The organism is Tunturiibacter psychrotolerans, assembly GCF_051013365.1.
Classification (GTDB): domain Bacteria; phylum Acidobacteriota; class Terriglobia; order Terriglobales; family Acidobacteriaceae; genus Edaphobacter; species Edaphobacter psychrotolerans_A.
Genome location: NZ_CP132941.1, coordinates 594182 through 619309 on the forward strand (window position 1 = coordinate 594182; position 25128 = coordinate 619309).

The window sequence follows — 25128 nt, forward strand, 5'->3', positions numbered from 1 at the left end:
ACTAACCTATCTGTTGCCGTTGACTTTTAGATTCACATCTGTCCTCAACGGCAACGACTCCACCGAATCTCCCACGGAAACCGTGAACCGATTCGATCCTATCGCCCACCTTTTGGCCGCGACATCGTAATAAGAAAACGATCGCGCATCCAGCGGAATCTCCACACGCTTCGTCTCGCCTGGCGACAGCTCTATCCGCTCAAAGCCCTTCAGTTCATGCTCTGGCCGCGGCACCTTAGGATGCTCCTCGGTTAGATACAGTTGAGCGACCTCGGCCCCTTTACGTGCGCCCGTATTGGTCACGTCGAAGCTCGCAACCGCGTGAATCTCGCCGCCTTCATCTTTCCGATCGAACGTCAGGTTTGCAAATTTGAACGTCGTATAAGAGAGACCAAATCCAAAAGGAAACAACGGCTTGATCTTGTTCTTCTCATAACCGCGATATCCGACGAAGATGCCTTCCTTATAATCAACGCGCTTGGAGTCGCCTTCAGGGTAGTAATTGGCAAACGCCGGATTATCCGCTTCTTTTCGCTCAAACGTCGCTGGCAGATGTCCGGAGGGGTTAACATCACCGAACAAAATCTCTGCCAATGCCTGTCCACCCGCCTGCCCTGCATACCAGGTCTCCAACACTGCGGGCACGTGATCAATCCACTTCGTAAAATCCACATTCCCGCCCGACGTAATCGCGACCACCACCTTTGGGTTCGCTGCGGCCACTTCACGAATCAGTTCACTCTGTCCGTACGGAAGCGAAAATGTCCTGTCGCCGCCTTCGCTCTCACTCTCCTCCTGAAACCCAGCTGTCACGAGCACGACGTCAGCTTTCGCAGCCAGTTTCACAGCTTCCGGATTCACCACCTTGTTCTCCGGTACGATCGCAAGAGCCACATGCCCGCCTATAGGAGTTTTCTGCCACTCCTCTACAACTACCTTATGAGGACCAGCCGGAAGGTCCAACGTCACATGCGGCTGAAATGCCCGCACGATCTTCCAGTTGTCGATCACCAGTTTGTCATCCACATACACACGATTGCCGGACCCCTCGCCAGAATCCTCCAGAGCAAAGATGTATTTAGTCGCAGTAGCAGCGTTATAAAAACCAGTGAGGCGATGCGAGATCTGTGATGGTGGCGAGTTGAACAGCATCTCCATCACAGCATCAATATCCGCAATGGCCTGTTTGATGGTGAGCCCGACTAACACCGCATGTCGCGTAACTGTCGTCGAAGCAGGGGTTCCGGACAGGTCAAGATTATTGAAACTTTCAAGCGTGAGCCCAGCCTTACTACCCTTTGCCTCCGTCGTAAACTCTGTGGCGCTCGCCAAAGAGGACAACATAGGAACACCGCTGTCGTACAGCACAGTCGCCGACGCGCCAAGCTCATTGGAGATACCCTCAAGCGCGCTCACTTGGTGAAATGGCACCACACCCGCGCTTCCTCCGCCTACAGGAACGCCCGGATAACCATTTGGCCCAACAATCAAAATCGTCTTCACCGCTGACTTGTCCAGTGGCAGCAGGTTGCCCGAGTTCTTCAGCAGCACTGCTCCCTCGCGAGCCGCATCAAGCGCAACCGTATTATTCTTCGCGTCAACAAACGAGATGGACGTATCGCGCTGATCGCGAGTCAGCCATCCATAGGAGGCCGCCGTCTCGAGAATATGTCGCACCTTCTCGTCGATCGTTGCCTCGGGCACCTTCCCTGCTTGAATCGCCGGACCAAGGTTTGCGTTGTTCATGAACTTCCCAGTCGGCTCCTCGATATCGAGCCCACCATTTGCTGCTCCAATCGCGTCGTAGGTGGCGTCCCAGTCCGACATCATCACACCCTTAAATCCCCACTCCTTGCGCATGATCTCGGTATTGAAGTATCCGTTCTGTGTAGCATGCAGCCCATTGATAAGGTTGTAAGAATCCATCACAGCACTCACGTGCCCTTCTTTTACCGCCGCCTCAAATCCGGGCAGATAGATCTCACGCAGCGTCCGTTCGTCGATCTCCGAGTCTGAGTCATGCCGTAAAAACTCGCTGTTATTTCCCAGATAGTGCTTCACAGTCGCGCTAACACCCTGCTCCTGCATTCCGGTGATGTAGCCCACAGCAATCTTCCCTGCAAGAAACGGGTCTTCGCCGAAGTATTCGAAGTTGCGTCCGTTGTGCGGAGAACGATAGATGTTAATCCCGGGCCCAAGCATGAAATGAACACCACGGGCACGCGCATCCCGTCCAATTCCCGCTCCTATCCGTGCCGCCAGCGCTGGGTCCCATGAAGCCGCCATGTTGATTCCAGCCGCGTACGTAGTCGATGGAAACCCCGAGTTTGAACGCGTTCCGTATGGGCCATCTGACATCTCCAGCGGCGGAATTCCAAGCGACGGAACACCTCGCACTCCAAAACCCGTCCCACCGATGTAGTCGAGCTTTTGCTGAAGCGTCATCTGCTTCACCAAAGAGTCCACCTTCTGTTCTTCGGCCGCATCGAGCGTATGGGGAGCCTGCGCGAATCCCGGACGGTAGGCGACCAGAAGAGTCGCACTCAGAGTAAGCCTCAGGAGTAGAGAAGAACGAAACTGGCCGACGCGCTTTGAGTTCATAAAAAGGGTGTTTCCTCGTTGTTGCCAAATTGTAAATGCAATACGTGCACCAGCATGCGCGCAATCGGATGTTTCACGCCCTTTGTAACGTGAACTGTCCTGCCTCTAAACCGCCCCATCCGTGTTGCGCAGATCGCGATCCATCTCGTATTCACTCTGCACCAGGTCACCCTTATAGCAGCGCGTAGCCACGTGGCGGAGACTGATGTCGCGCGGTACCGGACCGAACAACGGAATACCTGCCCCAATCAATAGTGGCACCCGTGTAATCACCATTCGGTCGACCAGACCAGCCGCTAGAAACCTCTGAATAGTGATGCCGCCATCTACATAAGCGTGTTTGAAGCCGCGATCTTTCAGCTTCGCCACGATTTCGGAGGGTTCACCGGACATCTGTTCGACTACTCCGCCCTTGACGGATGAGAAATTGAGCACACCGCTACTCAGCACGACTACCGGCTTTTTCCCGTAAGGCCATCCGCCAAATGTCAGCACCACTTCGAAGGTTTTGCGGCCGATAACAATGATATCGACGGAGTCGTAGAACTCTTCAAAACCGTGCGGCTCCTGCCCCCCAGTATCCAAAAAATCGAGCGAGTGGTCAGGCCGAGCCAGAAAGCCATCTACGCTCACTCCGCAGAATACCGAGATCTTCACGCCGCACCTCCCGATTCAGATAGACGAGTCTAGTTATCCGAATTTGACTCGGTCAACACGGCGCTTCGTCACTCCGTGGTTCAGGCACCGCTACAGTCTGTCTATAGCAAGCATCAAGTGAGCCCCTGACAAAGACTTCCGTCATTTCTTCAATAGTCAACAGTCGACCGACAACAAAATGCGCAGATCACGCAGATTGTTTCCAGTTACGCCTGTGACGATGCACAACCCAGCTTTCTCGAGAAAAGTACCAGAGTCGAATCGTTGCAAAGCATCCCGAGCCTGTGACAACCGTCTTTCCTCACCAAAAAGAGTCCTCTCGTCGACAACTGCACCTGCAGCGAAGCTGTTCCCATCGATGCCGTCTGTGCCTGCGGAGAGGACGGCAACGGACGCATCCGACGGCCTCAACAAAGTCGCCGCATAAAGTGCGAACTGCTGATTGCGGCCGCCGATTCCTAACTTCTCGGCCCCTTCTGCGCAAGGAAAATCAGATGTCCTGGGCAGTTCAACCGTCACCTCTCCCGACGAGATAAGGCAGACGCGACTGTGCTGCCGCCTTAGTTCCTGAAGGCGCCCAAGTAGATATTCGGCAGCATCCTTGTAGTTCCAATCGTCACAAGCATTGTCCACGACCGCATAAAATCCAAGATCTTCGGCACGTTGTCTCACGATCGCTGCCAGTGCATCGGGCGATAGGAGCGTCACCGCCTTTGAGGTGAGATATCCAGGTTTAGGAGTTTCTACGAGTTGGGCCGATGAAAAAAATCGCTTCACCGAGGCCGGAAATCTCTCCATCAACTGATAGTGCGCCAGAATCTCTTTGCATTGATCAACGGTAGAAGTATCAGGCAGCGTAGGCCCAGATCCTAAGGCGTCCAGATGACCCAACGGCACATCTGAGATAAGCAGGGAGTAACTCAAAATCCCCTTGGCCTCGAGGGCCAGCCGGCCTCCTTTTACTGCAGAAAAATGTTTGCGCACGCAATTTATCTCAGCAATCGAACCACCGCAATGCACCAGCTCTCGATGGAACTTCACCGTATCTTCAAGCGAGATCCCGGCATCCAAAGGCAACTCCATCATCGCAGAGGCGCCGCCGCTTATAAGAAATAGACACAGCGAGTCGTCTGTCCTCGCAGCTTTTGATCGCAGCGACCGTACCAGCGCCACCGCCGCCTCCGCTCCATCGAACGATGCTTGATTCGGTGTCGGATGTCCTCCAGCAAAAAACTGAAAGCCCGGAGGCAGATCCGGCGGCTCATCAATGGAAATCACAACTCCAGACAGGTCGCACTGAGTCAGCCCCTGTAGTAATGGCAGCAATGCTTTGAGCATCGCAGACGCGGCTTTACCCACGACCACCACTCCAATACGGCGAACACAGTCAAGGTCGATCGCATCGTCGCCAACAGTTAGAAATGTCTTCCCCGCTCTTGTCTCACGTTTCACCCAATGAGGAAATGCCTGCTCGACGCTGCAATCCCCGAGAGACTGCAGAAAGAGACGACAAGCAACCTCTCGTAACCCCGACTCAGTCGTTGTCATGCAGCGACACTCCAGCACCTCGACCGTAGCAGAACAGCATTCGAACTGATTCCCCGCGAAAACACGAGCTGCGTCTCACAAAATTGTCGGCATGGTGGAGCAAGGCTCGCGATGTAGACGATACTAGTCAGAGGTCACACTATCGTCAAAACTTCTCCATGTTCAAGAGGATCAAAACCGATGGCAAAACTTGGATTTCTTGGTTTAGGAATTATGGGTGGCCCAATGGCCCTTCATCTTATGGAAGCGGGACATCAGGTCGCTCTATGGTCGTTCACCAAAGCGAAAGTCGAGACCCTCGCAGCCAAAGGCGGTATCGCGTGCGCCACACCCGCAGAAGTAGCGCGGCAAAGTGACTTCATCTTCCTCTGTGTCGGCAACACGGAGATGTCGCGCAAGGTAATCCTTGGCAAAGATGGTCTCGCGGAAACCGCCGCCAAAGGGTCCATCATCGTGGACTGCAGCACCGTTCTGCCGTCCGCCAGCCGCGCCATCGCCGCTGAACTCGCCGAGAAAGGCATCGCATTCCTCGACGCTCCCTGCACCGGATCAAAAGGCGGAGCAGAAGCAGGCACCCTCACCTTCATGGTCGGAGGACCAAAAGACATCTTCGAAAAGATGCGCCCGTACTTCGAGGCTATGGGCAAGCAACTCTATTATTGCGGAGGTTCTGGCATGGGACTTCACGCCAAACTCTCTCAGAATCTGATCCTCGGCAATCTCCTCCAGGCCTTCAACGAGAGCTTGATCCTCAGCACCAAAGCCGGAGTGGATCCCGAGATGATGCTCGACATCCTCAATAACAGCGCCGCCAAATCAGGTTTGATCTCCATCAAAGCGCCTCTGGTTTTCGCCCGAGACTTTACTACGAACTTCTCAGTAAAGTGGCTTGAAAAAGACATGGAGCTGATGCTGGAATCCGCAGCAGAGCTGAACGTCCCCGCACCGCTCACAGCACTTTCGCGACAGCTCTTTCGCGCAGCCATCGCAAAAGGCTACGGCGAAGAAGATATCTGCGGCTCCATTCGTGTCTTGGAAGAAATCGTTGGCTGCACCGTCGCCAGCAAACCAACGTCTTAGCAACTCGAAACAAGACAACACCGCCAGCAGAGAATATAGTTGAAACAGCGAATTAATCCACGAGACGAGGATCTGCGCACGTGTTAAATCGTAGAAATTTCTTAAAAGTAGCTGGAACAGCAACGGCGGAGACATTGCTAGCGCCAAAGATCTATGCGCTCACAGCGTTGCAGACGGCTCCTGCCCAGCCCATTGCGACAAACGATCATATACAGTTCGCACTCATTGGAGCCGGCATTCAGGGCCAAGCCGACACAAAGGTTGCCGTCCAGGTTCCAGGCGTGAAGCTGGTGGCGGTAGCAGACTGCTACGATGGCCGGCTTGAGCGCAGCAAAGAGCTGTGGGGTAACGACATCTTCACCACGCGCGACTATAAAGAGATCCTCGCTCGCAAGGATATCGACGCTGTCCTCATTGCCACACCGGACCATTGGCACAAGCAGGCCGCCGTCGACGCAATGAACGCCGGCAAGGACGTTTATTGCGAAAAGCCGATGATCCATCTCTACTCCGATGGCCCTGAAATCATCGAAACAGCCCACGCGACAAATCGTATCATCCAGGTCGGAAGCCAGCGCGTAAGCTCGATGATCTACGCGAAGGCAAAGGAACTCCTCGCATCCGGCGCCATCGGCAAACTCAACATGGTGACAGCGCGTTGGGATCGCAACTCGTCGCTAGGCGCATGGAACTACACCGTCCCACTGGACGCGTCCACGGAAACCTGCGACTGGCCGCGATTCCAGGGATCCGCCCCTAAAATTCCCTTCGACGCAGACCACTTCTTTCAATGGCGCAAGTGGAAGGCTTATGGCAGCGGCGTAGCCGGAGATCTCTTCGTGCACCTCTTCAGCGGCACTCACTTCATTACCGGAACAAATGGCCCGACCCGCGCGATGGCAACTGGAGGCCTCCGCTTCTGGAAGGATGGGCGCGACGTTCCCGACGTCATGCTGGGCCTCTTCGACTACCGGGAAGGATTCAATCTCAGCCTGCGCGTGAACTTCGTCGACGGTGGTGAAGAAAGCGAAGGCCTCATCTTTACCGGATCGGAAGGCACCATGGAGATTGGCGGCAACGCAGTCAGCGTAAGCCGCACACCGCTCCAGAAAGAGCCCGGCTACACCGTCGGGACATTTCCTGAAGCAATGCAAAAACGCATTATTGAAACCTACCGAGAGAAGTATCCAGTCTCACATCCCTCAGGAACCCCATCGCCTGGGTACGAAAAATATGTGGCCCCCGCCGGCTATAGCGACAGCTACGACCACTTCACTAACTTCTTTTCCTCTGTTCGCACGCGGAAGCCCGTCGTAGAAGATGCAGTGTTCGGTTTCCGCGCGGCCGGAGCTGCCCTGTTGAGCAACCTAAGCATGGAACGCGGCGAAGTAGTGAAGTGGGATCCGGATTCAATGAAACTAGTGTGAAGCAAGATGTTCTCTGCAGTCGCAAACATGGAGAACCACATCCGTTTAACACCAGTGTCGATGCACATTTCGTCAACCACGTTCAAGGTAAAGTCAATCCGGACACAACGAAATATTTATAAAAAACAGACGAGAACAACGTTCGTTCGTGAACCGAAAGTTAAAAGCATTCCCTGTTTGACAAGCCAATAGAACGCAGCTTATCGTTTCCGGCGCAATCCACCCCACGCGTACCGGAGTTGCAAAACGTGAAAAATAAAACCAGCAAATCTCTCTCTGCGAGACCAGCCTTCGCGCGCCTCGTCGGAACACTTCTCTTAGCTATAGCCGCTCTGAGCGCTTCAGCCATCGCTCAGAGCCCTGCCGATCTTGCCTCGCAACTTGGCCCTAACGTTTACATCTTCGATCCCAGCATGTCGACTAGCCAAATCCAGGCAACCGTCGATTCCATCGCCAACCAGCAACTAAGCAACCAGTTCGGAACACAGCGTTACGCTCTGCTCTTCAAACCTGGTACCTACGGCAGTGCGGCCACCCCACTCGACTTCCAGGTAGGCTATTACACGGAAGTGGCCGGCCTGGGCGCGTCGCCAGCCGATGTCACCATCAATGGGCACGTCGATGTCTACAACCAGTGCTTCGCCGCCGACAACTGCATCGCGCTCGATAACTTCTGGCGCTCGCTGTCGAATCTGACGATCAACGTCATGGGCCTATCCGGTTGTCAGTCTTCAGCCGACTTCTGGGCTGTCTCGCAAGCAGCACCTATGCGGCGAGTAAACATCACTGGCGCCAACCTCTCGCTCCAGGACTATTGCAGCGCCGGTCCGCAGTACGCAAGCGGAGGTTTCATCGCCGATTCCCAAACCGGTTTCGTCATCAACGGGTCGCAGCAGCAGTTTTACGTGCGCAACAGCAGCGTCGGCGGATGGTCTAACGGAGTCTGGAATCAGGTCTTCAGCGGCGTCACCGGAGCGCCTGCACAGAGCTATCCGAATCCAACCTACACCACCCTCCCCACCACGCCGGTCAGTCGCGAGAGGCCATTCCTCTATAGCGACGCCAACGGCAACTACAGCGTATTTGTCCCCGCACTGCAGAAAAACTCCTCGGGCGTCAGCTGGTCCAGTGGCAATACTCCCGGTCGTTCCAAATCAATCAGCGACTTCTTCATCGCGAAACCCACAACCAATGTGGAAGCGATCAACCTCGCATTGCTCCTGGGCAAGAGCCTCATCCTCACCCCAGGCGTCTACCAACTCAAAGACTCTATACGCGTTCTCTACCCCAACACCATCGTGATGGGCCTCGGCTTCGCGACGCTCGTCCCGCAAACCGGCAAGCCCGCGCTCACAGTCACGGATGTAGATGGAGTGCAGATCACCGGCCTCATCGTCGATGCAGGCCCGGTCAATTCCTCGACGCTGGTTCAGCTCGGCAACTCGAGGCTAAGAAGCTTAGCTGATCGCTTCGGGATTAACCTCTTCTGCGATCACTCCTCAAATCCGTCCTCCCTTAGCGACGTCTTCTTCCGCATCGGCGGTGCCACTGCAGGAAGCGCCACCACCAGCATTGAAATCAACAGCAACGACGTCCTGCTCGACGACATCTGGGCGTGGCGCGCCGACCATGGCGCCGGAGTCGGATGGATCGTAAATACCGCGGACCACGGCCTCGTCGTCAACGGCGACAATGTCACCGCGCTCGGTCTCTTCGTCGAGCACTACCAGAAGGAGCAGGTGCTGTGGAACGGCAACGGCGGCGAGACCATCTTCTATCAGAGCGAGCTGCCCTACGATCCCCCCAGTCAGGGCGCCTGGACCGACGGAAAAGCGAACGGCTATCCATCCTACGTAGTGTCTAACTCCGCGTCCGGCCATCAGGCCTATGGCTTGGGTATCTACTCCTTCTTCAACCAGGGGATCAACATCATCGAAGACAACGCGATGACCGTTCCCACCACCAAGGGAATCCAAATCAACGACGTTGGCACGGTCTTCCTCAATGGCAGCGGTCAGATCACCCACGTCATCAACGGGCAAGGTACAACAGCAAGCATCGCTAACGACGGTTCATTGAATCCCGTTGTGCTCTACCCATAAACCTGCATCTTCAACCAACAAAAAACTAAGAGGGCAGCGAACTTCAAGCTGCCCTCTTAGTTTTGCCTTACCCCATTCTCGAGAATCGGAAGACGAATCACAACTCCGGCCACCAACCATTCTTCGATCACATTCTCACTTCCAATTCGTCAAAGCGGCGCCACTTATAAAACCAGATCGAGGCGATCCAGCTCAAGGCAAAGAGTCCAATGATGGCGTAGCCCAATGTCCCAAAGTTCTCGTTGAGAGTCCCAATCAAATCCCAAAACGTTCCATGAAAATGGAACTGATCTGCGATGAGTCCAAGCGCTTCAATCCCACCGACCATCACCGCGACAACCACCGATATCAGAGTAATTGTCATGTTGTAGTAAATCTTGCGAATCGGTTTCACAAAGGCCCACCCATACGCACCGAGCATCAAAACATTGTCCGTGGTATCGACCAAAGACATTCCCGCCGCGAACAGCGCTGGAAAAACCAGTACCGACCAAAGCGACAATCCCCGCGCAGCCTCTGACGCCGAAAGACCCAGCACCCCAATCTCCGTTGCTGTATCAAATCCCAGCCCAAACAGAATCCCAAGCGGATACATATGCCAACTTTGACGGATCAACGCGAACATCGGACGAAACAGACGAGAGAGAAATCCTCGACTTCCCAACAACAGGTCGAAGTCTTCCTCAACGTAACGCTCCCCGCGCCGAACTCGCCGGAACGCAAGATACACCGATCGCAAAACCGTCATGTTGACAATGGCAATTCCGAAAAGAAACAGCGTCGAGACTAAGGTTCCCACCATCCCGCCGATATGTTTCGCCGCATTCAGCCGATGTTGCAGCGACAGTGCTGTAGCAGAAAGAGCAATAGACCCTAACACCACGATCGTCGAGTGCCCAAGCGAGAACATGAATCCCACTGCAACCGGACGCTTCCCTTCCTGCATCAATTTTCGCGTCACATTATCGATAGCTGCGATGTGATCGGCATCTACCGCATGCCGAAGACCAAAACTATAAGCCAGAAATGCGGTACCAAGTAAAACCGGATAATGTCGAAATGCAATAAGTGCCCACACCCAGGCGGACACATTCATCATCAGCAAAACCACATAAATAGCCACAACCCTGCGCCTCGTATTGGCCGCGACATGGTCAAGCGCACTGCTAAACAGATGTTTCATCTAGTCTTTAACGTAACCTGTACGTATCCAGTTCTGAATCACAGTACAACATTCTAGCGAGCGACGTTGATAGTTCGGCGGTCACAGTATCCTTCAATACTCAGCTTCCAACGTTTTACGAATTCTCCTTCGTCAAAACCGTAATCTCCGTCACAAACTCAGGCCATGCCTCACATAGGTCCTCTCGCACACCAGCCTCATAGTCCTCAAACTCAAACCCCGGACTAACCGTACATCCCAACAGTGCCCAGCGTCCTCCCTCCACCAGACGCGACCCCTGCCACACACCTCTCTCAACGATCACCTGCGGCCGTTCCCCACGCAAGAGATCATTCCCAATCACCACCATCGCGCCCATCCCCGTCTCGGTCAATTGCAGCATCTCCACCGCGTCCCCCGCATAAAAATGAAACACCTCATCCGACTTCAGACGGTGCATTTCACTGAACGTATCTGGCTCCAACAGGTAATAAATCGCAGTTCCAGTCCGCCGTTCCCCTTCATATCTCTTATCCTCAAAAGCCTCACTCCCCAACTTCTCGGCGGCCTCATACGTCCTTACATACCAACCGCCCTCTCGCGGATGCGGCTGCAACCCGAGTATTTTTTTGACATCCTCTGCCGTCATCGACGCCCTCTCAAGCTATTCTGAATTACTCCACCCATTCTAGTTTCTCGCCTCACAGGAGCCTGACCTGATGCCCATCCGCACCCGCCTGGAGCACTACTTCGGCTTCTCCGCCCACGCTACGAATTGGCGCACAGAAATCCTCGCAGGCCTCACGACCTTCATCACGATGGCCTACATCATCTTCGTGAACCCTTCACTCCTCAGCAAAACCGGGATGCCCCTCGCCGCCATCACCACCGCCACCTGTCTCTGCGCGGCCTTCGGCAGCATTCTCATGGGAGCGCTCGCCAACTACCCCCTCGCCCTCGCGCCGGGCATGGGCCTCAACGCCTACTTCACCTACACCGTCGTCCTCGGAATGGGCGTTCCTTGGCAAACGGCACTCGGCGCCGTCTTTCTCTCTGGAGTCATCTTTCTCGCCCTCACCTTCACCGGCATTCGTCAGCGCCTCGTCGCGGCCATCCCTCATCAACTCCACGCCGCAGTCGGCGGAGGCATCGGCCTCTTCATCGCCTTCATCGGCTTCCGTAACGCAGGCATCATCGTTCCCAGCGCCGCCACCACCCTCACTCTCGGCAACGTCCGCGCGCCGCAAACTGCACTCGCCATCTTCGGCCTCTTACTCATCGCTCTCCTGCAGGTCCTTCGCGTCAGAGCCTCCATGCTCATCGGCGTCCTCACCACCATGTTCGTAGGCGTACTCTGCCACCAGGTCCATTGGCAACCCGCCACTTACGATCTCACTGCAATCCGCGCAACAGCCTTCCACCTCGACATCCTCGGCGCGCTCCACGTCGGTGCCTTCGAGATCATCTTCGTCTTTCTCTTCGTCGACCTCTTCGACAACATCGGCACGCTCGTCGCAGTCACCCAGCGCGCCGGCCTCATCGCGCCCGACCACACGATCCCACGTCTCAACCGCATCTTTTTCGCCGACGCCTCCTCCACCATCCTCGGATCTCTCGCAGGCACCAGCACCGTCACAAGCTACGTCGAATCCTCCGCCGGAGTCGCTGCAGGAGGCCGCACAGGCGTCACCGCCATCGTCACCGGAATCCTCTTCTTCCTCTCTCTCTTCATCGCGCCCTTCATCGGAGCAATCCCCACCTTCGCCACCGCACCCGCTCTCATCCTCGTCGGTGGCCTCATGCTCACCGGCCTCGGCGAAATCGATTGGGACGACCCGCAGATTGGCATCCCCGCCTTCCTCACCGTCGCAACGATCCCCCTCACCTGGTCCATCGCTGACGGCCTCAGCTTCGGCCTCACCAGTTATGCTCTCCTTCAACTCCTCACAGGCCGCGCTCGCCGCCGCGATTGGATGCTCTATCTCCTCGCTGCCCTCTTCCTTCTTCGCTTCATCTTTCTTATTCGCAAATAGCCTCGCAGCCGCGCCAATCCATCATTAGCCCTTATCTCTGGTTCCGTTCCTGCGGAAGAATCGAAGCAGAAGTTGAGAAGAGGCCGATTCGTAAACAAGCGACCCAGGAAGATTCAACTCCACCTCGGTTCCCACTCCGGGCTCGCTCCACACCGCCAGTTGTCCGCTAATCCGTTTGGCGCGCTCCCGCATCCCAGGCAGTCCCCAATGCCCGGCACGCTCTCCTTCCTCAAGAACCTTTCGATCAATGCCCTTACCATCATCCCGAATTCGCACACGAAGCAGCCTCTTCCCATACGTAATCTCCGCTTCGATATTCTGCGCTTCACTATGCTTGAAGGAATTTCGCAGCGCCTCTCGAACAATGTGATAAACATCATCTCGAAAGATCGGATCAAGCGGCTTCGCTGTGCCTTCCTCAACAACCGAAAACTTCGGCGCAACCCCTCCTACCCGGGCTGCCCCAAGTTCATCCCCAAGAGAGGTGATCGTATGAGCAAGATCGTCATCGACCAGCGTAGACCCTCGTATGTCATAGATCGCGTTGCGTCCTTCAACCATCGCCTGATCCGCGCTCTCCAAAGCGATGTCAAGACTCTTCCCAGCCCCCGAAGGATCTTTGGGAAGCATATCCCGGGCCGTCTGAAAATGAAGAATCAATCCTTGGAAGCTCTGCAACAGCGTGTCGTGTAGCTCCCGAGCGATCCGCGTTCGTTCCGAGAGACGCTCGATAAACTGAATATCCATGCGCGCCGTAACCTGTCCGACGTGCCACTGATAAACAGCCCACGCAACAGTCGCCACCACCGCCGCGCATAGCAAAAGAAACCAGTTCGTCTGGTAGAACGCGGGAACGATTGTCAGGTTCAAGCTGGGTCCGTCCCGATTCCAAACTCCTTCGCTATTACTTGCAATCACGCGGAACGTATAAGACCCAGGATCGAGATTTGTATAAACTGCTTCCCGCGCCGCAACCGGTGCACTCCAGCCTCGATCGAAACCATCAAGGTGATATCGATAAAGCACCCGCTCAGGCATGGAAAGACTCACACCGGAAAAGTTGAATGTAACTCGCTGACGAACAGACGGAATACGAATAGACTCGGCTACGTCGATCGGAACACCATCTACAGAGACGGCATCGATCTTCGCAAGAACCAGCGCTCCGCCCTTAGCAGCTCGAGTCGGATCTACAACCGATATTCCGTGATTCATGGAAAACCAGATGCGCCCAGATGAATCCGCAATAACGGAAGGCTGCCTCTTGATGCCCTCGACACCATCCAACCCATCGGCTAGCCCATACTCTCGTACATCCTCCTCCTGGATCTTGCCGCTCAGCACGCTGTCGCGCTTCACTCGCAGGACATGATTGGACGTTGCAACCCAAAGCCAGCCAATTCTATCCTCAGCAATGCCGAAGACCTGCTCCTGTAGCGATTGCGGCGCGTCACGTGGAACATGCACGGCATTTGAGGCGAGATACGCAAGCCCAGCCGTCGTTCCGATCCACAGCACGTGGCTTGAGTCTTCAAACAGACAATTTATATCGCGTGACGGCAACCCTTCGGTCTCGGTATAGTTTCGCCATCGCCCACCGGACAAGGAAGTCAGACCGACCGGCGTTGCAAACCACATGGTCTCGTCAGAACCTTCCGCCATCGAGGTCACATTATTCGACGGCAGCCCATTCGCTGTCGTATATGAAGTGAATTTACCACCCCTCAACTCACTTACGCCGCCGCTCAGTGTTCCAGCCCAGACCGATCCGTCCCGATTCCGATGAACTGCGTACACACTGTCCTGGGGCAGTCCCTCCGCTTGAGTGTAGGTTTTGGCCTCCAGGCCACCACTGCGAATGCGCAACTGCGTGAGCCCGCCTCTTTGTCGCCCGACCCACACCTCATCGCCGCTTCCCGTGATGGAGTAGACCACATCCTTATCCAGTCCAGCAGCACTCACGCTTTCGATACGTCCATCCTTCAGCCAGTGCAACCCGCCATCGAGAGGAGCGAACCAGGTGCGTCCCTCCCCATCGACATACAAAGGTCCACCACTGCCCTGCGGCGAACTCTTCGCGATCGCATAGCTCACAAAGGGGCTGTCTCGCAGTCGTTCAATGCCTTGCGTCGTTCCAATCCAGATATCTCCCTCTCGATCTTCAAAAAGAGAGTTCACTGCGAGTCCCGACTGAACCGTCGCCACACCGTCGTAAGAAACACCATGCGAATTGAACCGGAGCAGGCCATGACCGGTCCCCAGCCAGACGTTTCCGTCCCGGTCACGAATCGCCGAAAGTACCTGTGTGTTCCGGATCTCAGAGGGCAGTCCTTCCCGAGTGAGCTTCGATCCCGCCCAACGAAAAACACCTTTGTCCGTGCCAACCCACAGTTCGCCATTCTCCATCGGAAGAAGACAGTTAATCCTCCCGTCGTCCACTCCCTCTGGAACGTGGTAAACCCGTCCCCCCTTCAGGTAGAAGAGACCTCTATCACTTGTGCCCAGCCAGACGAGCCCATCAGTCGTCTCTGCCACAGCGACCACCGCTGTACTCGGTTTGGCTAAGCGATGTGTAGCCACACCGGTGGCCCAGCTCAGGCGGCTGGAAAGTTCATCATTGGTCACCGATGGCGAGGCAGGGTCCGAACTCGCCTCCGGAGTCGTGAGAACCTTAAAGCTTCCCGCACCATAGCTCAGCGGACCGAGTGTCAGCGAGGAGAAAAGCGCAGAGCCATCTCTGGCTCGTCCGAGTGAGGTAATTCCGACCTCTGCTTCATTGCGACCCGGATCAAACTTTCCGTCGTGATATCGCAGAATCTTCGTGTTCTCTAGAAGAATCCACAAATTCGATTGAGAGTCCGCAACCAGACTCTGCACCGGACCAATCGGAATTGACATTGGACTCTGCTGATAGATACGAAAGCCCATTCCATCGAAACGAATCAAGCCTTTCGCCGTCCCGATCCATAGATACCCATCAGCGGTCTGGGCAATCGAGCTCACAGCCCCGCCCACAAAACCTCTTTCAAGACCCCAACTCTCCCGCCTGTACTGGGAAATAGTCCGATTCGGGTCGACCGCATGCAGCTCTTGAGCAAAGCAGATCGCGACAAACACGGCGAGCAAATTTCGAACGAGCCGATCTACCCTCATAGCCCCATCACGGAAGATACTCAAACTTATCTAAGACGATTTCGCTATCTTTCTGTAGAGGAGACTTATCGCTGGCGACCACGTAAAACAGAAACTGCATCTTCTCGTGACCGGAGGAAGGTACTCCCGACGTGAAGACGTGTTGCGACACAACAGGCGCGCCCGCGTGCTGGGAGTTCCCTCGAACCGCCACAAACTCCGCGCGCCCAGGCTCCCAGTGAAACGAATAAGTCATCGTGCCCGCCGGCGTCGTAAACCGAGCCACGTTTCCAGGAACATAAAAAGGCTGAATCCCGAACTGAGCATTGTATTTACTGTCTGCATCGCCCCATTTGCTCAGCTCAACATCCACCTCGCGGTAGTTTTGCTCCCCTCCAAAATCGTCAAAGGTGTTCAGACTCAGAACCGCCGCCGGCTCCAGATGCGACGTGTCAGCCACCGTAAAAATGTAGGTCCCATAACCCAGGCTACGATCCATCTCCACCTCTGTGCAGGACCATTTAGTTCCTTTTTTCTTGATGCGAAGATGGAGCGCCCCCTTCGCATCGGTCCATCCATTATCGCCGTCATAAGGAGAGTTCAGTCCCCCGCGATCCCCTGAAATCGTACGAACACCCCAATCATATCCACTGAATTTAATCGGCACCGTAGGTGCGATCTGAGGCTTGCCAACACCATCGACAATCTTCACCGCGGCAACGGCACCGCCTGGTACCGGTGCCACATCCATGGTCGCCGGCGGTTGATACCCCGGATCAACCAGCAAAGCGGCGTATTTAAATCCGAGGTGGCTGGTCGTACTCCAACTCGAGTCCGGCTGTATGGAAAGGAACGGCTGGTCAGGCCACGGCTGAACCCACCACGGCCCACTCATCGCATAGATCACAACTCGCTGGCCCGGCTTGGCGCCCGTGACACGCCCCGAAATCGTATCCACTCGCTCACGACCGCCCTGCGCGGCCGGAGGAATCTTCGTAAATTCAACGACCGGAACGGTCACCGCCTGCCTCGAGTGACAGCCGACAAGCAAAAATAGAGATAAGGTAAAACAAACCGCAAATCCGATCGAACCCAACCAGGCAGCTTTCCATATCAACCGCAATCCACGCCCCAGTCGATGCCGAAGCCGGAAGCCGTTCGTTGCAGCAGTCGCGTGATCTCGCACCACAGAAACCCCCGGGAACTATCGCAGTCCTCTACGTTGAGATAGTCATCATAGCCCATCCAGCCCACCTCCCTTCAACAAGTGCGACCGTCGTTAAGTCCACTTCCTGCAAAAGAAAAACTCCAGACTTCTGTCTCTCCCAGTGCGCGAACTCCACCTGCAGCAACGAATCCGAGCCATCGAAAAGCCATGCTCTTCATGGTGTAAGATATGGTCTTCCGCCAACAAAGATGCGGCTGGATCTTTGCAACCTAATCCTTGCAACATAGATCTGTAGCAGCGTAGTTTAAGCACCGAAGTCCCCGCGGACAAACGTTCCAGGGGCTCGAACCTGAGGCAGTCCAACCAGCCCACTTGGGCAGCGACATCACTTTCGTAAAGCAACACCACCGGAGTTCTTCACATGGCAAAGGGCGTCAACAAAGTCTTCCTCCTCGGCAACGTCGGCAAAGACCCCGAGATCCGTTCCACCACCGGCGGCATGACCGTCGCCAGCTTCTCTCTAGCCACCGCCGACCGGCAGAAAGATGCCCAGGGCAACTGGACAGACAAGACCGAGTGGCACAATATCGTCTGCTTCCAGCGCACCGCCGAGGTCGTCCGCGACTACGTCAAAAAGGGCTCGCAGATCCTCGTCGAAGGCAAGATCCAGACCCGCTCCTGGGACGACAAGACCAGCGGCGAAAAGAAGTACAAGACCGAAATCCTCGTCAACGAACTCACCCTCCTCGGCGGAAAGCCGGCTGGCGAAGGCGCATCCAGCGGCGGCTACTCCAAATCCAACACCGCCAGCTACGACCAGCGCACCCCATCCAGTCAGCCCGACTACGCGGACGTAGGCATCACTGACGACGACATCCCCTTCTAGAAATCTCTCATCCGCCGTGTCGCTTAAGTCCCCGAGAGAGGAAACAAAATGTGGAGGAGGTGAATCAGCGTTCCCTCCTCCACACGATAAATTCGAAAACTCGGATTATCCTTTCTACCCCCAACGAACTCTCGCAACTTCCTTTGCTCAGACACCCCTCAAAAGGGGTCTTTAATCCGCCTCGATCGGGCGTAGACGAGTCCGGTGCCTCCCTGTACTTTTCAGTGCAAGGAGGGGACTATGGACAGCGGATACTCGATTCTTCAGGACGATACGTCGACAGGGGACATGCTCTCCCATGCGAAGTGGTACAGCCTTTGCCAACTCATCAATGAGCTACTGATTAAAAATCAGGTCTTGAGAGCACGCTTGCAGAAGTATGACTCACTAACGTCACATACTTCCCAGTCTTACTAACTGCAGTATCTCGGTGCTTGCCCACTCTGAGGGGCTCTTGCTAGAGCGAGACCTCGAGCAGGACAACGCTCGTGCAACGACTTCAGATAGTGCAATCAAATGACTCGCGTCTGACTCCCTCCTGACAAATCCCTTCTCTGCTCTCTCTACTCTTCAACATGACCGGACCTGTGCCTTTCATCCGGCAAGCCAATCTGCGTCACTCGCAGAGGAAAAAAAGAGAGATCATGCCAAACAATTCTTGTTCTTCGGCCCCTGCAGCAAATAGACTCACCTCGCGTCGCGGTCTTCGCGTTCAATCCAGCGCAAAAAATCTTCTCGCTCTTCTTCTCGCAGCCTCTTCTCTCACGGTTGCGGCCCTTGCTCAGACTGCCGGCTCCTACCAGGCAACCAACATCCTCTCCGACGGATCGGTAACCGCCGCCGTTACAGATCCTCAGTTCATCAATCCCTGGGGCGTCTCCGTCGGTCCTGCCTTCTGGATCAATACCCAGGCGACCGGCCTCGACTACGTCGCCACAGCCACAGGAACCATCCCCTTCAAGGTAACTATTCCTACCGCCGCAGGAACTGGCACAGGCACTCCCACCGGCACCATCTTCAACTCCTCCACAACGAACTTCAAGCTGCCCAATGGTTCCGCGGCAACCTTCCTCTTCTCCACGCTCGACGGCACCGTCAGCGGTTGGAACGCAGCTCTCGGCACCACCAACAGCATCGCTCAAATCGCCCTCAACAACAGCTCCGCCAACGCTGACTACACCGACATCGCGCAGCTCACCAACTCCACCGGCACCTTCCTCCTTGCCGCAAACTTCGGCGCCGGCACCGACATCGAGGTCTACGACACCAACTTCAAGCCCGCAAAACTAGCTGGCTCCTTCACCGACACCAACCTTCCCGCCAACTACGCACCCTTCGCGGTCCACGTCATCGGCAACCAGGTCTTCGTCACCTACGCCCTTCGCGCCACCAACACCACCTCATCCGCCTCACCTACTCCTACTCCAACCCCAACACCAACCCCCTCACCAACACCTACGCCCACCCCGTCGCCCATCGTCGGACCCTACGCCATCTCTGCCTCCGGACCTCGCGCCGCAGCCACCAGCTACGTCCAAACCGTAGGCGCCGGTAACGGCATCGTCGACGTATTCGATCTCAACGGCAACTTCGTCTCACGCGCCATCACCGGCGGCAACCTCAACGCGCCCTGGGGAGTAGCCATCGCCCCCACCGGCTTCGGCATCTTCGGCGGCGACCTCCTCGTCGGCAACTTCGGCGACGGCCTCATCAACGTCTACAACCCCACCACCTTCACCTTCCTCGGCCAGCTCACCGACGCCACCGGCAAGCCTCTCGCCTTCGCATCTCTCTGGGAGATTGTCTTCGGCCAAAGCAACGCAACCCCCGCAGGCGCAGGCGATCCCAACACCCTCTACATCGCCGCTGGCCTCACCAACGAAGCCCACGGCCTCTTCGCCGGCATCGCCAACACCACAGCCTCAACCTCCCCCGCAGCCTTCGGCTTCAGCGCATCAACCTCCGCTGCCACAGTCACTGCAGGCAACTCCACCACAGCAACCATCAGCGTCGCACCCACCAACAGCTTCAGCGGCAACGTAGCCTTGTCCTGCAGCGGCCCGGTCGGTGTCACCTGCACCTTCTCTCCCAGCACACTCTCGATCACACCCACAGCCGCAGCCACCAGCACCGTAACCATCCAGACTGCGGCCGGCATGGCACACCTCCAAAAGCACACTCCCTGGACAAAAGGTCCAGCCGTCATCACTGTTGCATTCCTTTTGCCCTTCGGTTCTCTCCTTGTCTTCACCCGCAGACGCGCCATCGGCAAGTCAACCCCCTTGCAGTTGCTGAGTCTCTTCGCTCTTCTCGTCATCTCCACCGGCGTAGTAGTAGGCTGCTCCGGCTCTTCAAACCCGGCACCAGTCGCCTCTACCCCAGCTCCCACCACGCCAACCACACCGGCAACCCCCGGCACCCCGGCTGGCTTACAGATGGTGACCATCACGGCCACCTCTGGGAGCCTCACCCAGAACACGACCATTGCACTCACCGTGCAGTAGTCAATAGACGTCCTTCCTCACGGCCGCCCGCAACATGGGGCGGCCGCTTTTTCGTATCGAAGCATATAAAACCACCGCAGCAATACTGGTACGATAAGTGGATGGGAATGAGGTCTCCCAAAACCGCCGTAATGATCCGGCTGATGACCTCTGCCAATTCGATCTTCTTAATCTGAGGAACAACGAGGCAGACGATGTCATATCTCTGGGTCACAATCGGCAGCGCGTTAGGCGGACTTCTGCGTTACACCATCACGCGCCTCACACTCACCTACAGCATCGGCTTTCCCTTCGGCACAATCTTTATCAACGTGCTCGGCTCCTTCGTCATCGGATACTTCGGCACCCTCACTCTACAAAACGGCCGCTTCCCTGCCTCCGACAACCTCCGTCTCTTCGTCATGGTCGGCATCTGCGGAGGCTTCACCACCTTTTCCTCCTTCAGCCTGCAGACCTTCGACCTCATGCGCTCCGGCGCCTGGGCCAGAGCGTTGGCAAACGTTGTTTTCTCTGTCGTCTTATGTGTTGCCGCAGTCGCCGCCGGCCACATCCTCGCCCATCGTTCCACCCCAGCGCAGGCCATCGCCGAAACAGCTCAAGAGGAATACACCGGGTAAACTAAGCACATGATCGACGAAGCCACCTTCCGCCGCGTATCCGACAAAGCCCTCGAGTCCCTCAAGCAATCCCTCATCTCCGCCGAGGACGACGACGCAGGCTTCGAATTCGAAGACAACAACGGCGTCATGAACATCATCTTCGAGAACGGCTCCAGCAAGTTCGTCATCACCCCCAACACTCCCATCCGTCAGGTCTGGATCTCCGCGCAATCCACCAGCTACAAACTCGAGTGGGCCGAAGCCACCAACGCCTTCACACTCACCAAGACCGGCGAAGACCTCAAAACCCTCACCCAGCGCCTCCTCCGCGAGCACCTCAACGACCCCACCATCACCCTCCCCTAAGCCGAGCCACTGACAGCTTGATCGCTGTTCTGAACGAATTGATTTCAAAAAGCGTGTCATCCTGAGCGAAGTCTCTGGCAGTCTCATCGCGAGAGACGCAGTCGAAGGACCTGCATTTGGCTCGCACCGCAGACCTGTTATAAGGTTTCCAGCACGCAGCCGCAGCCATAATATTTCGATAAGCCCTAACACCTGCCCAAACAAATCCAGCGTGGTTTCGAGCAAAGCAAGTTAGAATAGCGCAACCACTCCAGCCCTTCTGCTCCGGGGTAGACAACACACAATCTCCTACGACTCCGCTCCCATAGCTGGGAGGATGAGATAGCCATCATGACGCCGAAGCTGTCCGTAGCCATCATCACGCTCAACGAAGAGGCCAATCTGGCCCGCACCCTCGCCAGCGTCCAATTCGCCGACGAGATCATCGTCGTCGACTCCGGCTCCACCGACCGAACCCTCGAAATCGCTGCCTCCTTCAAAGCCAAACTCTTCCTCGAGCCCTGGCAAGGCTTCGCTCGTCAAAAAAACTTCGCCATCGAACGATGCACCGGCACCTGGATCCTCTCCCTCGATGCCGACGAAGCTCTCACCCCCGAACTCCAAACCGAAATCAGCGCGGTGCTCTCGAGCAGCCCAACCGCCGATGCCTACCTCCTCCGCCGCCGCAACCTCTTCCTCGGCCGCTGGATTCGCCACGGCGGCTTCTACCCCGATCCGCATCTCCGCCTCTTTCGCCGCCACTCCGCCAACTTCGCTCCTCCCGCCCGCTTCACCGACCGCCCCGTCCACGAGACCATCGCCCTCGACGGCGTCACCGAAACCCTCAAGCACGACATCGTCCACCACGCCTACCCCACCATCGAGAGTTACATCGAAAGCCTCAACCGCTACAGCACCCTCGGCGCGCAAACCATCATCGACAAAGGCCACACCAGCAGCTCCCGCCTCGCTCTCCTTCACAACGTCTTAGTCCGCCCCACCCTCACCTTCTTCCAAAACTATCTCCTCCGCTTCGGCTTCCTCGACGGCCGCGAAGGCCTCCTGCTCCACCTCTACCACTCCACCTACACCAGTTGGCAATACGCCAAAGCCTGGCAAACGGTCCGCAACCGCTAGCCATCATCTTGCAGTTTTTCTCTTCTTCGTCCAACCATTCGTCCAACCAAAATATTCGTCATTTCGACCGAAGCTGCTCACAGCCTCACAGTGAGCAGCGCAGTGGAGAAACCCCCGCATTTCGCATTTGCAGTTGCATTGCCTTTCTTGTTGTCATCCCCGAAGGGGGATCTGCGGTTGTCCTTGTCCTGACATTGCCATCGCCTTCTCCTCCCTGGTGTAAAACAAAATCATGCCCACCCGCCCGACCCTGGCCCTCTACGCACTCTCCGCGATCCTCACCGCCACACTCTCCGCACAAACCATCGCGACCAAAACCGCAGGCATGAAGCACCTCGACGGTTACCTCCCACTCGACTGGGACGCCAAGACCGGCAAGCTCTACCTCGAGATCCCCCACCTAGACTCCAACGGCCACAGCCCCGACCTCCTCTACACCCACTCCCTCCCCTACGGCACTGGCTCCAACGATCTCGGCCTCGACCGCGGCCAAATCTCCTCAGGCGAAATCCTCCACTTCGAACGCACCGGCCCCAAAGTCCTCCTCGTCGAACCCAACCAATCCTTCCGCTCCACATCCACCGACCCACTCGAGCAGCTAGCCGTCCGCCAGTCCTTCCCCGAGTCCATCCTCTACGGCTTCACGGTCGAAGCCGAAGACCCCAACGGCGCCGTCCTCATCGACGCAACCGAGTTCTACCTCCGCGACGCCCACGGCGTAGCCGAAACCCTCACCACCACCAAGCAAGGTGCCTACAAACTCGAGCCCTCGCGCTCCACCATCGCCCTCGACGCCACCAAAGCCTTTCCTAAAAACACCGAAGTAGAATCCATCCTCACCTTCACCACCGACGACCCCTCAAAAGCCGAGTTCGTCACCAACGTAACTCCAGAGCCTCACGCCCTCACCCTTCGCGAGCACCAGTCCTTCATCGAACTCCCCGGCCCCGGCTTCACCCCGCGCCGCTTCGACCCACGCGCCGGCTACTTCCCCACCAGCTACCGCGACTACGCAGCGCCGTTAGGCGCGAACTTAGATCAGCAGTTCATCACCCGTCACCGCCTCATCAAAAAAGATCCCTCCTGCAAACAAAGCTGCGAAGCCGTCACCCCCATCCAGTACTACGTTGACCGCGGTGCCGCCGAGCCCATCCGCACCGCCCTCCTCGAAGGCGCGCGCTGGTGGGATCAGGCCTTCCAGGCCGCAGGCTGGGCCAAAGGCACCTTCCGCGTCGACATCCTCCCCGCCGACGCCGACCCCATGGACATCCGCTACAACATCATCCAGTGGGTCCACCGCTACACCCGAGGCTGGAGCTACGGCTCCGCGATCGAAGACCCGCGCACCGGAGAAATCATCAAAGGCAACGTCACCCTCGGCTCCCTCCGCAGCCGTCAGGACTACCTCATCGCCGAATCCCTCCTAAGCCCCTACGAAAACGGCAAGTCCCTCCCACCAGCAAACGACCCCATGCTAGCCATGGCCCTCGCCCGCACCCGCCAGCTGGCCGCGCATGAAACCGGCCACACCCTCGGCCTCGCGCACAACTTCGCCGCCAGCTCCTTCCCCCACACCCCCGAAGAGTCCGTCTCCGTCATGGACTACCCCCACCCCTACATCACCCTCAACAAAGAAGGCATCCCCACCCTCGCCGAAAGCTACGGCGTCAACATCGGCATCTGGGACAAAGTCGCCATCAACTACGGCTACCGCGAATTCGACGCCGCAGGCAAACCAATAGAAGACCCCGCCGCCCTCAACGCAATCCTCGAAGCCAGCGAAAAAACCGGCCTCCTCTACATCACCGACGAAGACGCCCGCCCCCTCGGCGGCGCCCACCCCCACGCCCATCTCTGGGACAACGGCACCGACCCCGCCACCGAACTCGACCGCATCCTCACAATCCGCACCGCAGCCCTCGCGCGCTTCGGCGCAAACGCGATCCCTTCCGGCACGCCCATGGCACAGCTTGAAGACACCCTTGTCCCGCTCTATCTCCTCCACCGCTATCAAACCGAAGCCACCATCAAAGAGATCGGCGGCCTCGACTACCGCTACAACCTCCGCGGCGACACCCAGCCCAACCCCGAGATCGTCCCCGCCGCCGAACAGAAAAAAGCCCTCACCGCCGTCCTCAAAACCCTCGCCCCAGAAACCCTCACCCTCCCCGAGCCTCTCTTGAAAATCCTCCCACCCCGCCCACCAGACCTCCCCCACACCCGCGAATCCTTCCCCTCCGAAACCGGCCTCACCTTCGACCCCATCGCCACCGCAGAGTCCGCCGCCGACCTCACCCTCAACGTCCTCCTCGACCCCGCCCGCGCCTCCCGCCTCGTGCAGTACCACATGCGCCTCGCCGACGCCCCCGCCCTCCGCGACGTACTCGAAGCCATCTCCAACACCACCGCCGAGCGCCCCGAAGCCGGTCACACCCTGTCCTCCGAAGTAGAACGCGCCGTCGAGTTCCGCGCCCTCGAAGCCATGCTCTCCCTCGCCGTCAACCCGCAGGCCTCCACCCAGGCCCGCGCCATCGCCCGCTCTCACATCAACGATCTCCTCAAGCAGTGGACCACCGCCGCCCCCCTCACCGACACCGCCGAAGCCATCCACCGCGCCGCCCTCATCGACCGCATCAACGCCTTCAACCGCGACCCCGAAAAATTCGTCCCCGCCAAGCCCATCGAAGCTCCACCCGGCATGCCCATCGGCAACGCCGACGACTTCTAGCACCCGTGCGACGCGACCC

At 57.0% G+C, this 25128-nt stretch carries 17 protein-coding genes and 1 riboswitch; of the genes, 10 read left to right on the plus strand and 7 right to left on the minus strand.

What is annotated here, in order from left to right; genetic code table 11:
- Positions 1-6: 6 nt before the first annotated feature.
- The 3 genes from RBB76_RS02450 to RBB76_RS02460 all read right to left on the minus strand — a co-directional run bounded on the left by RBB76_RS02450 (position 7) and on the right by RBB76_RS02460 (position 4806).
- Positions 7-2601: a glycoside hydrolase family 3 protein gene (locus RBB76_RS02450; RefSeq protein WP_429632984.1), complete on the minus strand. Its 2595-nt coding sequence runs from the start codon at positions 2599-2601 to the stop codon at positions 7-9.
- 105 nt (positions 2602-2706) lie between these two features.
- Complete coding sequence (locus tag RBB76_RS02455; protein ID WP_429632982.1) at positions 2707-3258, minus strand: dihydrofolate reductase family protein; 552 nt, start codon at positions 3256-3258, stop codon at positions 2707-2709.
- Between the two features lie 156 nt (positions 3259-3414).
- Positions 3415-4806: a glycerate kinase type-2 family protein gene (locus tag RBB76_RS02460; protein ID WP_429632980.1), complete on the minus strand. Its 1392-nt coding sequence runs from the start codon at positions 4804-4806 to the stop codon at positions 3415-3417.
- A 180-nt stretch (positions 4807-4986) separates the two neighbouring features.
- Between RBB76_RS02460 and RBB76_RS02465 the strand changes: the two genes are divergently transcribed.
- The 3 genes from RBB76_RS02465 (at position 4987) to RBB76_RS02475 (ending at position 9415) form a co-directional block, all read left to right on the plus strand.
- Entirely contained in the window at positions 4987-5886 is a 900-nt protein-coding gene (locus RBB76_RS02465; protein ID WP_429632978.1) for an NAD(P)-dependent oxidoreductase, read from the plus strand.
- Positions 5887-5966: 80 nt separating this feature from the next.
- Positions 5967-7313, plus strand: coding sequence for a Gfo/Idh/MocA family protein (locus RBB76_RS02470; protein ID WP_429632977.1), 1347 nt, complete (start codon positions 5967-5969; stop codon positions 7311-7313).
- A 248-nt stretch (positions 7314-7561) separates the two neighbouring features.
- Complete coding sequence (locus tag RBB76_RS02475) at positions 7562-9415, plus strand: coagulation factor 5/8 type domain-containing protein (RefSeq protein WP_429632975.1); 1854 nt, start codon at positions 7562-7564, stop codon at positions 9413-9415.
- A gap of 127 nt (positions 9416-9542) precedes the next feature.
- On the opposite strand, the gene RBB76_RS02480 is transcribed toward RBB76_RS02475, so the two are convergent.
- Together RBB76_RS02480 and RBB76_RS02485 are read right to left on the minus strand one after the other, a co-directional pair.
- Positions 9543-10598, minus strand: a complete 1056-nt coding sequence (locus RBB76_RS02480; protein ID WP_429632973.1) for a HoxN/HupN/NixA family nickel/cobalt transporter — start codon at positions 10596-10598, stop codon at positions 9543-9545.
- A gap of 115 nt (positions 10599-10713) precedes the next feature.
- Positions 10714-11226, minus strand: a complete 513-nt coding sequence (locus tag RBB76_RS02485) for a cupin domain-containing protein (RefSeq protein WP_429632971.1) — start codon at positions 11224-11226, stop codon at positions 10714-10716.
- Positions 11227-11296: 70 nt separating this feature from the next.
- On the opposite strand from RBB76_RS02485, the gene RBB76_RS02490 reads away from it, so the two are divergent.
- Complete coding sequence (locus RBB76_RS02490; protein ID WP_429632969.1) at positions 11297-12610, plus strand: NCS2 family permease; 1314 nt, start codon at positions 11297-11299, stop codon at positions 12608-12610.
- Positions 12611-12634: 24 nt separating this feature from the next.
- On the opposite strand, the gene RBB76_RS02495 is transcribed toward RBB76_RS02490, so the two are convergent.
- Positions 12635-15763 (minus strand): sensor histidine kinase, encoded by a 3129-nt coding sequence (locus tag RBB76_RS02495; RefSeq protein WP_429632967.1) that lies wholly within the window; start codon positions 15761-15763, stop codon positions 12635-12637.
- Positions 15764-15770: 7 nt separating this feature from the next.
- Positions 15771-16763: a hypothetical protein gene (locus tag RBB76_RS02500; RefSeq protein WP_429632965.1), complete on the minus strand. Its 993-nt coding sequence runs from the start codon at positions 16761-16763 to the stop codon at positions 15771-15773.
- 568 nt (positions 16764-17331) lie between these two features.
- Between RBB76_RS02500 and RBB76_RS02505 the strand changes: the two genes are divergently transcribed.
- From RBB76_RS02505 to RBB76_RS02530, 6 genes are all read left to right on the plus strand, one after another.
- Positions 17332-17796 carry a single-stranded DNA-binding protein gene (locus RBB76_RS02505; protein WP_429632964.1) on the plus strand — a complete coding sequence of 155 codons (465 nt, stop codon included), beginning with the start codon at positions 17332-17334 and terminating at the stop codon, positions 17794-17796.
- Between the two features lie 644 nt (positions 17797-18440).
- The gene (locus RBB76_RS02510) at positions 18441-20300 is read left to right on the plus strand and encodes a TIGR03118 family protein (protein WP_429632962.1); all 1860 of its coding nucleotides are present in this window, start codon (positions 18441-18443) and stop codon (positions 20298-20300) included.
- Between the two features lie 94 nt (positions 20301-20394).
- Positions 20395-20460, plus strand: a riboswitch (Fluoride riboswitch).
- A gap of 34 nt (positions 20461-20494) precedes the next feature.
- Positions 20495-20917, plus strand: coding sequence for a fluoride efflux transporter CrcB (gene crcB, locus RBB76_RS02515; RefSeq protein ID WP_429632961.1), 423 nt, complete (start codon positions 20495-20497; stop codon positions 20915-20917).
- Positions 20918-20926: 9 nt separating this feature from the next.
- Positions 20927-21265: an iron donor protein CyaY gene (gene cyaY / locus RBB76_RS02520; protein WP_353063222.1), complete on the plus strand. Its 339-nt coding sequence runs from the start codon at positions 20927-20929 to the stop codon at positions 21263-21265.
- Between the two features lie 330 nt (positions 21266-21595).
- A complete protein-coding gene (locus tag RBB76_RS02525) occupies positions 21596-22381 on the plus strand; it encodes a glycosyltransferase family 2 protein (protein WP_429632958.1) in 786 nt (261 codons plus the stop codon).
- Between the two features lie 232 nt (positions 22382-22613).
- Positions 22614-25109, plus strand: a complete 2496-nt coding sequence (locus RBB76_RS02530; RefSeq protein WP_429632956.1) for a zinc-dependent metalloprotease — start codon at positions 22614-22616, stop codon at positions 25107-25109.
- Positions 25110-25128: the final 19 nt, after the last annotated feature.